This window comes from Moorella thermoacetica, from assembly GCF_001267405.1.
Taxonomy (GTDB): Bacteria; Bacillota; DSM-521; order Neomoorellales; family Neomoorellaceae; genus Neomoorella; species Neomoorella thermoacetica.
In genome coordinates, this window is record NZ_CP012369.1 from 187,758 (window position 1) to 201,074 (window position 13,317).

Below are 13,317 nucleotides of genomic sequence, written 5' to 3' on the forward strand. Positions count from 1 at the left end.
GCAAGCCCTGTTTCCGAAAGTAAGCCCGGGAAAGACTTCCCGGGGGCAGGTAGCCGCACCCCCGCCTTTGGGTGTACTGGAACTCCAATCAATTGGTAGCTTACCTGATACAGATACCCTTATAAAACCACGGGACTAACCCTAGAAGAGATAAACAAGCCCCGCCGCTGTTCGATTACCGGGCCGCGACGGGGCTATGTTGTCCGTTTATTCCTGGCGGAAAAGACCGGTTCCGGCCGGGTTACCCTGGCTCACCATCCAATTTACCGCCAGTTCTCCCGGGGCGGTAACCCGTTTACCCTCTGCTACCTCCAGGGCTGCCAGGCCGGTGTCGGGATAGGCGCTTTCGCCGTGCTGGGAGAGATCCAGGCCGGCTTCCTCTTCCTCGGCTGTGACCCGCAGAGGTGTCAACAGGGAGACGACCTTGAGAATGCCGTAGGTCACTGCGGCGGTAAAGATCCAGGCCGCCGCCACGCCTACCACCTGTACCCCCAGCAAATGGGCGTTGCCGTAAAGCAGGCCGTCGGCCCCGGCGGGGTTCACGGCTTTGGTGGCAAAGATGCCGGTGGCAATGGCCCCCCAGGTACCGCCGACGCCGTGGCAGCCAAAGGCGTCCAGGGAATCGTCGTAGCCCAGTTTAACCTTGGCCACGGCCACTGACAGGCAACAAAGGGCGCCGCCGATACCGCCGATTACCAGGGCCGCCGGGGGAGTGACGAAACCGGCCGCCGGGGTGATGGCGACCAGGCCTGCCACCGCGCCGCTGGCCGCTCCCAGGGCGGTGGGTTTGCCGTGGAGCAGCCACTCTACCGCCAGCCAGCCCAGGATGGCGGCCCCGGCAGCCGTATTGGTAGTGACGAAGGCGTTACCGGCCAGACCGTTGGCCCCTAGGGCGCTGCCGGCATTAAAACCGAACCAGCCGAACCATAACAGCGCGGCGCCCAAAACGGTCATGGGGAGGTTGTGGGGCGGCAGGGGGATCCGGCCGTAATCCCGCCGGCGTCCCAGGACCAGGGCGCAGACCAGCCCGGCCACGCCGGCGCTGATATGCACCACCGTGCCGCCGGCAAAGTCCAGGGCGCCGAGTTCCCGCAGCCAGCCCCCCGCGCCCCAGACCCAGTGGGCCAGGGGGTCATAGACCAGGGTAGCCCACATTAAGGTAAAGAGCAGGAAGGCCGGGAAGCGCATTCGCTCGGCAAAGGCACCGGTTATCAGGGCCGGGGTGATTATTGCGAACATGAGCTGGAACATGGCGAATACCTGGTGGGGGATGGTGGCGGCGTAAAGGGGATTGGGTTCCAGACCGACGCCCCGGAACCCCGCCCAGTCCAGCCCTCCCAGCAGGTGGAGATGGTCGGGACCAAAGGCCAGGGAATAGCCCCACAGGACCCACTGGACGGAAATAAGGGCCAGAGTGGCCAGGCATTGCATGATGATACCCAGGACGTTCTTCTGGCGGACCATACCGCCGTAAAAGAAGGCCAGGCCGGGGGTCATCAACATGACCAGGGCGCTGGCTACTAAGATAAAAGCGGTATCGCCGGTATCAACCGCGTCCCCGGCTGCCGCCAGCGCCGGCCGGGCCAGGACGGTCCCGGCAGCCAGGAACAATAATAGTAAAAAAGCTGTTTCTACTGGCCGGAGCAGGATGTTTGACCTGCCCCTTACGTCGCTGACATTCCTTTGCTTCAAACCATTGCCCTCCTTCAGTCTGTAATAAAAAAGGCACAGGAGACGGGTTATCTCCTGTGCCTTCTTTGGCGACCCCCTGGTTACACCGTTGTAACTAGGGATCAAATAAAATAAATTGTTAACATCATTCTACCTTAGGATCCTTGCCGCGTCAAGCTAAAAATTTTTGATTGTCACCGGACTGTGATATTGTCACCCTGTAAGCGGACGACATTTTCTCGGTCCCGTTGAGGCCATTTTGGGGTGTTATTTTCACTGTCCCTTGACAGCTAAAAAATTTTGACTACACCCGCTGTTACAGGCTAAAATATATTCAAATTGGTCACCGCAGCCGGCAGCGGCGGTAGCGTTTAAATTATGGCTTTAAAATGGAACGGGGGTTGGACTGGTGTATAAAATCGAGGCCATCATCCGGCCGGAAAAATTCGAGGCCGTCAAGGAAGCCCTGGGTCGCTACGGCGTCCACGGCATGACTGTAACCCACACCCTGGGCTGCGGCCAGCAGAAGGGCAAAACCGAGGTCTACCGGGGCACGGCTTATACCATCGCCCTCTTGCCCAAGGTCAAGGTAGAGATAGTCCTGGAAGATAGATACGTTGACGATGTGGTGGCTATTATCGCCCGCGAGGCCCGTACCGGCAACATCGGCGACGGCAAAATTTTTATCTGCCCCGTACAAGATGCCATCAGAATCCGCACCGGTGAGCGGGGTGCAGAAGCGATTTAAATGCCGCCCCGCGCCCATGAACTTGCTGTTGCCGGGGTATACTAGATTTGATTGACAGCAAGGGAGTGGGCATGATGGACGATGTTTCTTTACGGGAAAAGGTGCAGCAAGCCTTACGCGAGGACAAGGACCTGCGCGGTTACGGCCTTAACGCCGACGTGGCGGCGGGTGAGGTCCAGCTCCAAGGGATCGTCGATACCCTGAAGGAGAAGGAGCGGGCCGAAAGGCTGGTGCGGCAGGTTCCGGGGGTAAAAGGCGTAGCCAATGCCGTGGCTATCAGCACCGACGGGACCATCAGGGATGAGGACGTAACCCTGGAAGTCCATGAAGAACTGGACTTAGATCCGCGCGTTGACCTGCGACATATTGGCGCCGAAAGCGTTGACGGCCACGGTACGGTGGTTTTGAAAGGCCGGACGGAAGACCCGGCCGAAGTGGAAGCGGCCCGGGAGGCGGCAGCTAAAGCCCGGGGCGTGACCCGGGTGGTGAGCCAGGTTAAGGTAGGGGAAGAGGAAATGAGCCTTAAGGATATTTTCCACAGCCAGGTGAACAACGATAGGGAAGGATGAACTTTAGCGTATAGCCGCCGGCTTTTCGGCGGCTATAGATTTAGCGGGGTAGCATTGCCTATCCAGATTACCTCGAAACCAAGTTTTGGTGCCAACTTGCGGATTTCCGGATCACCAGTAATAATCGGTGCCTGTAGCTCTTGAGCCAGGGAAACAACGAAAGAATCAGCATAGGATAATCCCCCGCCGGCTTTTATCCGTGCCGCCTCTTTAATCCTCGTCCAGGGACATTCAATTAGAGTTATACCTTCATCGGCAAAAATGGTTTCGACCAATTCAGCGGCAGCCTTTTCGCCTTTTTTCCTCAGGAGCATATAGTAGGCCTCGCCCAGATTGATAAGGCTTAAGAAGCTCATATTATTATCATCACTTATAATATCTGCTATTATCTGGGCGCCTGGTTCCTCTTCCAGCAAAGCCAGGAGGGCGTATGTGTCAAGAACAAATTTTCCTGCTTCCATGTAGCTATTCATCCTTTTTCCCGGAAGCGCTCAGCAGTTCTTTCTTTTATCAAGACTGTAGTAAGCTTATCTTTAGGACTGCTGCTTTTATATTTACCGCGGAGCGCGAGAAAGGGATGTCTGGGAAGCGGTCGTAGGGTTATAATACCGTTATTATCTTCTACTGCAAGCTGATCCCCTTTTTTTAAACCATAGTTTTTACGTATCTCCAGGGGAATAACGATTTGTCCCTTTTGGGAAACGGTTATTTTATACACTGTTCTTACCCCCCGTTGCCCGTCTTACTAAAATTAATTATACTACTAAGGGGGGCGCCTGTAAATAATATACCCTTGTCTCACTTCCAGGGGGACCGTAGTAAAAGAAGACTATGGTAGGGTTGTCTTCTTCCGGCCTTTCCGGGTGGCAGGGGAAGAGTTCGATAAAGCCGTGGCGGCGTAAATTTGCCGGGGATTCTTTCACCAGCCCCGGCATATATTTTTCCATGGAGCGGGGAGTGGTTATCCGCGCCATCCAGTTTGAACGCTCCTCCTCCGTCAAGGGCGAGGGCGGCATCCAGCCCGGGAAATTGCGGCTGCGGTCGCGGCAGAGGCAGTCGAATTTAAGGAGCTGGTAGAAGCGGTCCAGCTGGGCCGGCGTCAGGTTGCGGGCGCACCCCGAGTGTTCTGCTCCGGAGGCGGGGGTATCGCCGTGGCTGTTTATCTCAAGAATGCTATCATGATAGCCAGGTAAGGGCGGTACGGTAACCCTTGTGGCGATCCCCCGGGCCAGGTGGATGGCGAAGGAGGCCAGGTGGTTGAAGAGATCCTGCTGGCTGTGGCCCCGGCGCAGGAGGCCCCGGGCCTCCCACCAGGCGGCCAGGGCCTCGTAGATGGCGAAGTAGCTGCCGTCAAAGGCGGTGGCGGCCAGGTAGGCAAAAGCGTGGTCGGCCAGGTGGCTGTTGCCGTAATACTTAAGGAGGCCTTCAATGGCGTGGAGGCGCAGCATCTCCTCGTAGGTGATGGCGCTGCTGGCCAGGACCTGGTAGGGCGGCCGGTCGAGGAAGAGGTAGCCGAACTCATCGGCCCGGGCGCGCAGGGTCGTGCCTTTCAGGAGTTTCAGAAAACCGAGCTGGATCTCGTGGGGTTTCAGGGCCACTACGGCGTCGAAGCTTTCGCCGACTCCTGCGTAAGTCTCCCCGGGCAGGCCGGCGATGAGGTCCAGGTGCAGGCGGATGCTGCCCATCTCCCGCAGGCGGCGGGTGTTGGCAGCCAGGCGGGCCCAGTCCTGGCGGCGATTGCAGCGGGCGTTCACCCCGGCATCGATGGTCTGGACGCCGATTTCGAACTGGAACAGATCCGGCGGCACCCGGTTGAGATGGGCCAGCATCTCTTCGTCCAGGCGGTCGCCGGCGATTTCAAAGTAACAACGGGCGCGGGGCCTGCGGGAAAGGAGGAACTCCCAGATGGCCAGGGCCCTTTTTTTATGGGCGTTAAAGGTGCGGTCGACGAACTTGATCTCCCGGACGCCGGCCTTGAGCAGGCGTTCCAGGTCGTCCCGGACACGCTCCAGGGAGAAGTAGCGCAGGCCCTCCGTGGTGGATGAGAGGCAGAAACCGCAGGCGAAGGGGCAGCCGCGGGAGGTTTCGTAGTATACCGTGCGCTGGCTGAGTTCGTTGCCGGCGGCGTCCAGGTCTTCCTGGTAGGGGAAGGGTATAGTGTCCAGGTCGCGGAGAGGCGGCGCCGGCGGGTTGACGATCGTCTCTGCGCCCCGCCGCCAGGCCAGGCCGGGGATGGCCGCCGGGTCGGGCACAGGCCCCGGGGCAGGCCTCCCCCCGGCCGGCCGGTACATGGAGGCGGTAAGGGGTTCCTCCCGGTTCCCTGCCGGGGGGCGCTGCTGCCCGGCCAGTTGTTCCAGGAGGGCACGGAAGGGGATTTCCCCTTCACCGGTGATTACCAGGTCGATCTGGGGGTTTTGCGCTAGAAAAGCGGCCGTATCGAAAGAGACCTCCGGGCCGCCGCAGAGGATGGTGAGTTCCGGCCGTACTTTCTTAAGAATCGCCGCTACGGCCAGGGTGGGCTCAATGTTCCAGATATAGCAGGAGAAGGCCACCAGGTCGGGCCGGTGCCGGTAGATGGCGGCGGCGATATGCTCCGGGTGGTCGTTGATGGTGAACTCATCCAGGATAAAGGTGTGGGGCAGGTCGCGGCAGCAGGCCCGCAGGTAGCGCAGCGCCAGGTTGACGTGGATGTATTTGGCGTTGAGGGTGGTTAACAGGATGCGCAAGGGTCGACCGTCCCTTTCTTTAGAGCTTTCATGGGGGCTGACGCCACCGCCAGCGAACCACGAAAATGCAAGTTGGGCAAGTGACTGGCGGGTACAGGCGAAGGGCGACTTGGTTCGGAGGATCCCACAGCTTACACTACGTCAGCTTCGGGCTCCACCGTCAGGATTTCTAGATTTTCCAGGCACTCCGCGACGAGTTCCACCACGGCCAGATTCTTTTCGGCCGCTTCCACCCGGGCCAGGGGCGGTTTGGTGGCCGGGTGTTTGGGGACAAAGAGGGTGCAGCAGTCCTCGTAGGGCCGGATGGAGATGTCGTAGGTGCCGATGCGGCGGGCCACCTCGATAATCTCGCTCTTGTCCCAGGCCACCAGGGGCCTTAAGACCGGCAGGTCGACCACCTTGTTGATTACCGCCATGCTCTGGAGGGTCTGGCTGGCCACCTGGCCCAGGCTCTCCCCCGTGAGGATGGCCGGGGCCTCCTCTTTGGCAGCCACCGCCCTGGCGATGCGGAACATCATCCGCCGCATGATGGTGACGTAAAACTCCTGGGGGCAGTTCTGGCGGATGGCCTTCTGGATATTGGTAAAGGGGGCCACCACCAGGCGCAAAGGTCCGCTGTAGCCTGCCAGGACCCGGCAGAGGTCGATGACCTTTTCCTTGGAGCGCTCGCTGGTAAAAGGGAAGCTGTGAAAATGGAGGGCCGTGAGTTCCAGGCCCCGTTTCATGCCCATATAGCCGGCCACCGGGCTGTCGATGCCGCCGGAGATCAGGAGCAGCCCCCGGCCGGTGACCCCTACGGGCAGGCCGCCGGGTCCGGGGATGATGCGGGAGTAGATATAGGCCCCTTCGTCGCGGATTTCCACATGGATAACCCGGTCGGGATGGTGAACGTCTACCCGTTGGCCCTGGCTGTGGGTGAGGAGGTAGGCCCCCAGTTCCTGGTTGACTTCAGGTGAGGTGAGGGGAAAGCGTTTATTGGGCCGCTGGGCCTGGACTTTAAAGGTGCTGCCGGGGGAATCCTTTAAGACGGCCAGGGCGGCTTTTTTGATGGCTTCCAGCTCCAGGGGAGCTGTGGCTACCGGGCTCATGGAGACGATGCCAAAGACGCGCTGCAAACGCCGGGCTACGGCTTCCAGGTCGTCATGGAGCTCCACGAAGACGCGGCCGAAGGTCTTGCGCATTCTGCGGGGCGGCAGGCCGGCCAGGGCCCGGCGCATGTTGGCCAGGAGTTTATCTTCAAAGTATGGGCGGTTGTTGCCCTTGAGGCTGATCTCGCCGTAACGGACCAGTAGGGATGTATACATGTCAAACCTCCAAAAATAGGTTTTCCAGAAGTGGCTGCTAATGGCGTTACTCTGCTACGATGCTGGCGATACAGGCTTCAGGCTCCGCCTGTAGCCGCCAGCACCTTCCCTGCCCCATATGCTATTTTCATGCTTCGTTGCGGCGCGTGTCGCCATCAGGGGCCCGCCGAGGCCTTCGGCTCTGCTCGAGTTTGCTCTGCTGTACCCGCCAGCCCTGTCTATAACGACCACAATTCTTGCACGCATTCCTTAAAGGCCTCCACGGTAGGTTCCACCTCTTCCAGCCGGTTCAAGGCCCCCAGGCTGATGCGGATGGCGCCGTCCTGGCGCCAGCGTTCCAGGTGCAGGGCCTGGAGGACGTGGCTGGCGCTCTCCCTGCGGGAGTGGCAGGCCGAGCCGGTGGAGACGTAGATGCCCCGCTGCTCCAGCATGTGGACCAGGACCTCGGCCCGCACCCCCGGGAAGGAGACGTTTATGATGTTAGGGGCGCCTTCCTCGGGGGGCGGGCCGTTGATGACGGCGCCGGGGATCTCGGCCACCAGCCGCCGGGCGAGTTCGAGCTTTATCTCCTGCATCCTGGCAGTCCGCCGGGCAAAGTCGGCTGCGGCCAGTTGGGCGGCGACGCCGAAACCGGCGATGCCGGCAGTGTTCTCGGTACCAGAGCGCTGGCCGGCCTCCTGACCGCCGCCGGTCAGCAGGGGCTCCAGCCGCAAACCTTCCTTTATGTACAGGGCGCCCACGCCCTTGGGCCCGTGAATTTTATGGCCGCTTAAGGACATCAGGTCGATGCCGGCTTCATGGCAGTTCAAGGGTATCTTGCCGTAGCCCTGGATGTGATCGACGTGCAGGACGGCCCGGCTGCGGCTGTGGACCAGGCGGGCGATGTCAGCTACAGGTTGCCGGGAACCCACCTCGTTGTTAACGCTCATGACGCTCACCAGGATGGTGTCCTCCCGCAGGGCCGCTTCCAGGTCGGCCAGGCGGATGACCCCCCGGGCGTCTGCCGGCAGGTAGGTTACTTCAAAGCCGTCGGCCTCCAGCCGCCGACAGGTGGCCAGGATGGAGGGGTGTTCGATGGCCGTGGTGATCAGGTGCCTGCCCTGGCGCCGCCGTGCCCGGGCTATCCCCAGCAGGGCCCAGTTGTTGGCCTCGGTGCCGCCGGAGGTGAAGTAGATCTCCGTGGGCCGGGCGCCGATGAGGCCGGCCACCTGGCGCCGGGCTTCGCCCAGGGCCTTTTCCGCCTTTATCCCCAGGCCGTGGAGGGAAGAGGGGTTGCCGTAGTTTTCCGTCAGCATTTCCTTCACGGCGATTGCTACTTCGGGTAAAGCCGCTGTGGTGGCGCTGTTATCGAGGTAAATAATGGCCAAAACCAATACCTCCCAGGGGGTATATCAATATTGATACCGGCGCGGCGGGATCTCTGCTAGTATTATACAACAAAAGGCACTACCTTAAAGGCCCTTTGCACCACTCCCATTACGCCAGCATATTGTAAAGTACAATCGTCACCTGCGGGGAGTGGCGCCTATGCAAAGGGTGGAAAAGGCTTTATCCAGGCATCAATTAGACCTTCTGAGCCTGCCCAACGTCGTCGGGGTGGGCAAGGGTTTTAAGAGCGTGCGCGGGCAAACGACCAAAAAGCCGGCATTAATAATCCTGGTGGAGAAGAAACTGCCTGCCAGCAGATTAGAGCGAGGGGCCAGGGTGCCCCAGGTTTTAGATGAGGCGGAAACCGACGTCCTGGAGGTGGGGGAACTACGCCTCCTGGCCCGCACCGATTACCGGCGGCCGGCCCAGCCGGGGATGAGTATCGGTCACTATAAGATTACGGCCGGTACCTTCGGGGCGGTGGTGAAAGACCGGCAGACGGGAGAACCCCTCATCCTTTCCAACAACCATGTCCTGGCCAACATCAGTAACGGCAGCGACGGTAGGGCCAGCGTCGGCGATCCCATCCTTCAGCCCGGTCCTTATGACGGTGGCACCAATGAGCAGGTAATCGGCTACCTGGAACGCTTTGTCCCCATCAACCCGGTCGTCCAGGAGGTAACCTGCGGCAAGGCCCTGCGCTTCGAGCGCGCCCTCAACCGGCTGGTTCACCTCGTCCGGCCCTACTATCAGGTGCGGATGCAGAAAATAACGGCCGCCGCCAACATCGTCGACTGCGCTGTGGCCAGGCCGGTGAAGAAGGACGCCATTACGCCGGAGATCCTGGAGCTGGGGCCGGTGCGGGGGGTGCGGGAGCCCCAGCTGGGTATGGAAATAGTAAAGAGCGGGCGCTCCAGTGGCGTCACCCGCTCTACCATCAAAGTTCTCCAGGCTACTGTCAAGGTGGTTTTAGATGAGGGTCTGACCGGTCTCTTCAGCGACCAGTTTGTTACCGGGCCCATCGCCCAGCCGGGAGACAGCGGCTCCCTTATCCTGGATAAGGAGAATTACGCCGTCGGCCTTCTCTTTGCGGGTTCCGATCAGACTACCGTCGGCAACTATATCCAGAACGTCCTGGATAAGCTGGATGTGGAGTTCTAGCTGGTGGCCGGTGGCAGGTACGGCGGGCCGGCCGGAGGATGCGGGGTGGCGTCTACATGGTGAGCTGGCCGCCGGGTACGTCGATTATCTGCAAGACCTTTTCTTCCTCACCGGTCAAGGCATTAATATAGTTGAGGTAATAAGTGTTGTCCATTTTGGTTTTAACCTCGTAGGTCAACTTCTCCTGCCCCCCGGGCAAGGGTATGAGGGCCAGCCTGACGCCTTCTACCTTGATCCCGGGGTTTATTTTGGCCCGGGCCTGCTCTGGTGTCAGCTTCGGCCGGGGCAGATCCCGTTTGTGGTGGGACATATAATAGGGTGTGGCGTCCCAGCCGGTTATTTCGCCGTTGTCCAGGGCGACCTTCACCTTCACCTGATCCGGGTAGAGGATGACATCCCCTTCCTTGGCGGCAAAGGTGATGACCTGGTTGTTATCGGTGCGTACCGTGTAGGTCGGCTGCATCCCGGTGAAGCCCTGGGCCTGGAGAAAAGCCCTGGCCTTTTCCAGGGCCGCGGCGGCGTCCAGGGTAGGAGCTCCTACAGGACGGGTGTTTAACAGGGAGACGATCTGGCCGCCCTGCTTGCTGACGTCTATATGGGTCGTCACATTGGGCCGCCTGCTATCCAGCAGCCGGAGGGAAAAGGTGGGGATGCGGCCGTTGCTGGTGCGAGTGGCCTGGACCCGGTAATTGCTGTTACTGGCGGCGTTGCTGAAGTTCATCGCCCGTCGTTCAGCCTCGGCCTGGGTTACCTCGCCACCACCCAACCCCAGGGGTCGCTGTTTCTCCAGGTGATCGGAAAAGGGGCCGTCATAGTTCAGGCTGGGGAGGGTCTGCAGGCGCCGGTCGGTATTGACGAAACCATCCAGGGGGCCGGGTCGCGCCTCGACCGGAAGGGCCCGGCCGGCTATGGTCCGCGGCAGGGACGGCATCTTGAAGCCGTAAAAGCTGCTCCAGCGCAAAGTCTTGCCGGCCACCTGGCCTTCTGTCTGGTGCAAATCGGCGGCCAGACGCCCCATTTCTTCCCGCAGGCTGGCCAGTTGCTGCCTTTCCTGGGGGGTCATTTCTTCGCCCCGGGCCAGTTTTTGCGCCAGGTAGTTACTGTAATCGCTGGTCTGGGACAGAAATTTGCTGGTATTCACCGGTTTAAAACCGGGGGTGGGGAGCTGGGTCAGGGAGTGTTGCGCCGCAGCCGCCTGGTTCCAGGCTTCCGTCAGGTGGACGGCCTGTTGACGGGGGGAACTGCTGGCCAGGGTTTTGCCCATACTTACCTGGGCCTGCTCGACATAGTTCAGGAGATTATAAAAATCACGTTGGCCGCCGGCCTCGACGGCGTTGGCCAGGGTTAGCCGGTTGGCCCTCTCCCACAGTCCCCAGCCGATAGCCAGCAGGAGGGCCAGGGAAAGGAGAATGGTTGAAAGCTTGCGTGTCAAGTTCCAACACCTTCCTTTTTTGGGATTTGCTTAACGGGCGAAGACATGGCGGCCGATCTGGGTGAGAATGCTCCTGGTCCAGATCCAGGGGCTGACTTCCTTAGCCGGGTTCCAGAAGAACAGAGCCCCGTAGGTGGGGTCCCAGCCGTTCAGGGCGTCGGCCGCCGCCCGGCTGGGGGATGCCAGGTCCGTGACCTGCCAGATACGGCCGTTGCTTACGCTCTCAAAGGCCCAGGGTTCAAAGATGACGCCGCTGATGGTGGAAGGGAAGAGGGGGCTGCGGACCCGGTTGAGGACGACGGCACCCACGGCCACCTGGCCCTCGTAGGGTTCGTCACCGGCCTCGGCGGCAATCAACCTGGCCAGGAGATTCATTTCATCACTGGTGCCCACCGGCGTCCCGGCCTGGGTGGGGATGGCGCCGGGGGCCTGTCCCTGGTGGTGATACTGCCACAGGGCGGCACTGAGCAGGGTGGCTGCCAGGAGGACCGGCAATAGTAAGCGCAGGCGACGAGGAAGCATGGTCTGGTCCTTTCCTCCTTCATTTATTTTTCAGCCTTAGTGTGGATAGGCAACCGTAACCTTATACAAAAAAAGAGCGCCCGGGGGCGCTCGCTAGCTATTGCGAAACCGGCTACTGCGGCTATGATACTGCGGCTGTTCTTCCTCCGTGGGGGTGTTTTCTTCCCCGGCCTCCTTTTCCCGGGCAGCCTTGCTCTCTCTGGCGCTCATAAGGAGATTCATCAGGCTCGTTAACAGGGCGGGGTTTTTGCCCAGGAGACCGGCCAGTTCGCCTGGCGGTTTGAGGTTTCCGGACCCAGCCTGCCCCAGAACGGCGTTTAGAGCCTCCTGGATGGCGTTGCCGGCCCGTGCCGGGACGCTGACGTTGCCGTTGAGGAGGTTCAATATTCCCAGGAGATCGATCAGACCCACCAGCCCGGCCAGCTCATTGAAGCTTAAGGTTTGTTGTTGCTGGGGTCCCAGCAGTTGCATCAACATCTCGACCAGATCGGTTTTTTCCAATCCCGCCACCCCTCTTTGGCAAAAATTGCAGGCGTTTGGCCTCTTGATTTAAATATATGCGACCGGCGGGGGATGCAAGTGCTGCACCAACCCCTTTTCACCTGCATATTTTTAACTAAGGAGGATTTTATTTGCTTTACTAACTTCAAAGATAGGGGGGTACACAGGTGGGCGACCATATCGTCGATCCCAATCTCTTGGCCGTTATCCAGAGCCTGAAGCCCTATATGAGCAGCCGGGCTTTACAGTGTACTGAGTTGGCGGAAACCCTCCTGGAGGTCCTTGCCAGCGAGGAGGCGCGGCGGGTTCAGGAGAAATTGCGGAATTTGCGGGTGGAATATAAACAAACAATCCAGGTGTCCGGGTTACAGAAGAAAGAGTTCAGGAAAAATGATAAATGAAAGGATGGCCAGAGAGGGCGGGACCCTTTCTCTCTTTTTTTAATCCTCATTTTACTGCTGCTGTCCACCGGCAGTTTCCCCGGGCCCGGCACCTCTCCAGGTAGTAAACCTAAGAATAGTGCAAACGAAGGCGGGCCGGCCTGGAGCCGGCAACCCGGCCGGCAGGGTGGGTGGCCGCCGGGGCGGCTGGCGGAGGGACGATTCCTGGTACCGAACCGCAACCCTCGGATTTCCCGGCCGGGCCGGCAGGGATTGTTCCAGAGCCAGGCCCGGCGGCCGGGGGCCTTTCTCCGGTGGGAGGGCGCTGGGGGGAGTGGACGACGGTCAGGCTATTTAAGATTACCTCTTCTTCCCAGGCCAGCCGGCCGTTTTCGTATCGCCGGCGGCGGATTTCGGCCCTGGGGATAAAGGCTGAGACTTCGTGGGGCAGGTCGTAAGTCAGGCGGCGAATAACCCGGATGACGGCATTATCGATGTGGAGTTCAACTTCGTCGGTGTTCAAGTGGCAATCGGACAGCAAGGGAGACACCTCCTTTGCTGCCAGTATATGCCATGGAGGGTGAGGTTGCAAAAAAATTGATGGCCGGCCCTTTTTCCAGGGACCGGCCATCTTTTAACTGGCTTTGCTTACTTCAGAGGTTTTGCTCTCTTCTTTGGCTTTGTTTTTATATTCCTGGCTGCGGTTTTCGGTGGTGTAGAAACCGCCGGCCTTATAGATAACACCTATGTTGCGGCTGATTATCCGGTGCACCGGACCCCCGCAGGTGGGGCATTCCATTAGCGGCGGGGCGGTTATCCTCTGTTCTTTTTCAAATACCCCGCATTTGGCACATCTATACTCGTATACTGGCATGGCTACCACCTCCGCTGGTCGATTTAGTTCCAGCATTGGTTATACGCCAGGAACCTTAATT

15 protein-coding genes are annotated in these 13,317 nt (G+C 59.9%); 4 read left to right on the top strand and 11 right to left on the bottom strand.

The genetic code is table 11. From position 1 onward, the window contains the following. Positions 1-207: 207 nt before the first annotated feature. Entirely contained in the window at positions 208-1,611 is a 1,404-nt protein-coding gene (locus MOTHE_RS01015) for an ammonium transporter (RefSeq protein ID WP_011391736.1), read from the bottom strand. Between the two features lie 469 nt (positions 1,612-2,080). Between MOTHE_RS01015 and MOTHE_RS01020 the strand changes: the two genes are divergently transcribed. Together MOTHE_RS01020 and MOTHE_RS01025 are read left to right on the top strand one after the other, a co-directional pair. After that, a complete protein-coding gene (locus tag MOTHE_RS01020) occupies positions 2,081-2,419 on the top strand; it encodes a P-II family nitrogen regulator (RefSeq protein ID WP_011391737.1) in 339 nt (112 codons plus the stop codon). A gap of 47 nt (positions 2,420-2,466) precedes the next feature. Next, positions 2,467-2,988, top strand: coding sequence for a BON domain-containing protein (locus MOTHE_RS01025; protein ID WP_011391738.1), 522 nt, complete (start codon positions 2,467-2,469; stop codon positions 2,986-2,988). Between the two features lie 32 nt (positions 2,989-3,020). Here the strand turns inward: MOTHE_RS01025 and MOTHE_RS01030 are convergent, their stop codons facing one another. From MOTHE_RS01030 to MOTHE_RS01050, 5 genes are all read right to left on the bottom strand, one after another. Continuing rightward, positions 3,021-3,449, bottom strand: coding sequence for a type II toxin-antitoxin system VapC family toxin (locus MOTHE_RS01030; RefSeq protein ID WP_053094558.1), 429 nt, complete (start codon positions 3,447-3,449; stop codon positions 3,021-3,023). Between the two features lie 8 nt (positions 3,450-3,457). Then, on the bottom strand, positions 3,458-3,706 hold the full coding sequence (locus tag MOTHE_RS01035) for an AbrB/MazE/SpoVT family DNA-binding domain-containing protein (RefSeq protein ID WP_011391740.1): 249 nt from the start codon (positions 3,704-3,706) through the stop codon (positions 3,458-3,460). A 37-nt stretch (positions 3,707-3,743) separates the two neighbouring features. Beyond that, positions 3,744-5,714, bottom strand: a complete 1,971-nt coding sequence (locus MOTHE_RS01040) for a B12-binding domain-containing radical SAM protein (RefSeq protein ID WP_053094559.1) — start codon at positions 5,712-5,714, stop codon at positions 3,744-3,746. A gap of 131 nt (positions 5,715-5,845) precedes the next feature. After that, a complete protein-coding gene (gene thiI, locus MOTHE_RS01045; protein ID WP_011391742.1) occupies positions 5,846-7,018 on the bottom strand; it encodes a tRNA uracil 4-sulfurtransferase ThiI in 1,173 nt (390 codons plus the stop codon). 218 nt (positions 7,019-7,236) lie between these two features. Beyond that, entirely contained in the window at positions 7,237-8,385 is a 1,149-nt protein-coding gene (locus MOTHE_RS01050) for a cysteine desulfurase family protein (protein ID WP_011391743.1), read from the bottom strand. Between the two features lie 160 nt (positions 8,386-8,545). Here MOTHE_RS01050 and MOTHE_RS01055 point away from each other — a divergent pair, with 160 nt between their 5' ends. After that, positions 8,546-9,547, top strand: coding sequence for a chymotrypsin family serine protease (locus MOTHE_RS01055; RefSeq protein WP_011391744.1), 1,002 nt, complete (start codon positions 8,546-8,548; stop codon positions 9,545-9,547). Positions 9,548-9,599: 52 nt separating this feature from the next. On the opposite strand, the gene ypeB is transcribed toward MOTHE_RS01055, so the two are convergent. The 3 genes from ypeB to MOTHE_RS01070 form a co-directional block, all read right to left on the bottom strand. After that, positions 9,600-10,979 carry a germination protein YpeB gene (ypeB, locus tag MOTHE_RS01060; RefSeq protein WP_011391745.1) on the bottom strand — a complete coding sequence of 460 codons (1,380 nt, stop codon included), beginning with the start codon at positions 10,977-10,979 and terminating at the stop codon, positions 9,600-9,602. Positions 10,980-11,009: 30 nt separating this feature from the next. Further along, positions 11,010-11,501, bottom strand: coding sequence for a cell wall hydrolase (locus MOTHE_RS01065; protein WP_011391746.1), 492 nt, complete (start codon positions 11,499-11,501; stop codon positions 11,010-11,012). A 93-nt stretch (positions 11,502-11,594) separates the two neighbouring features. Beyond that, positions 11,595-12,002: a hypothetical protein gene (locus tag MOTHE_RS01070; protein WP_011391747.1), complete on the bottom strand. Its 408-nt coding sequence runs from the start codon at positions 12,000-12,002 to the stop codon at positions 11,595-11,597. 167 nt (positions 12,003-12,169) lie between these two features. Here MOTHE_RS01070 and MOTHE_RS01075 point away from each other — a divergent pair, with 167 nt between their 5' ends. Then, positions 12,170-12,403 carry a hypothetical protein gene (locus tag MOTHE_RS01075; RefSeq protein WP_053094560.1) on the top strand — a complete coding sequence of 78 codons (234 nt, stop codon included), beginning with the start codon at positions 12,170-12,172 and terminating at the stop codon, positions 12,401-12,403. A 109-nt stretch (positions 12,404-12,512) separates the two neighbouring features. Here MOTHE_RS01075 and MOTHE_RS01080 read toward each other — a convergent pair whose 3' ends face one another. Together MOTHE_RS01080 and MOTHE_RS01085 are read right to left on the bottom strand one after the other, a co-directional pair. Then, on the bottom strand, positions 12,513-12,923 hold the full coding sequence (locus MOTHE_RS01080) for a hypothetical protein (protein WP_011391749.1): 411 nt from the start codon (positions 12,921-12,923) through the stop codon (positions 12,513-12,515). A gap of 93 nt (positions 12,924-13,016) precedes the next feature. Next, positions 13,017-13,256: an FmdB family zinc ribbon protein gene (locus tag MOTHE_RS01085; RefSeq protein ID WP_236683257.1), complete on the bottom strand. Its 240-nt coding sequence runs from the start codon at positions 13,254-13,256 to the stop codon at positions 13,017-13,019. Between the last annotated feature and the right edge of the window lie 61 nt (positions 13,257-13,317).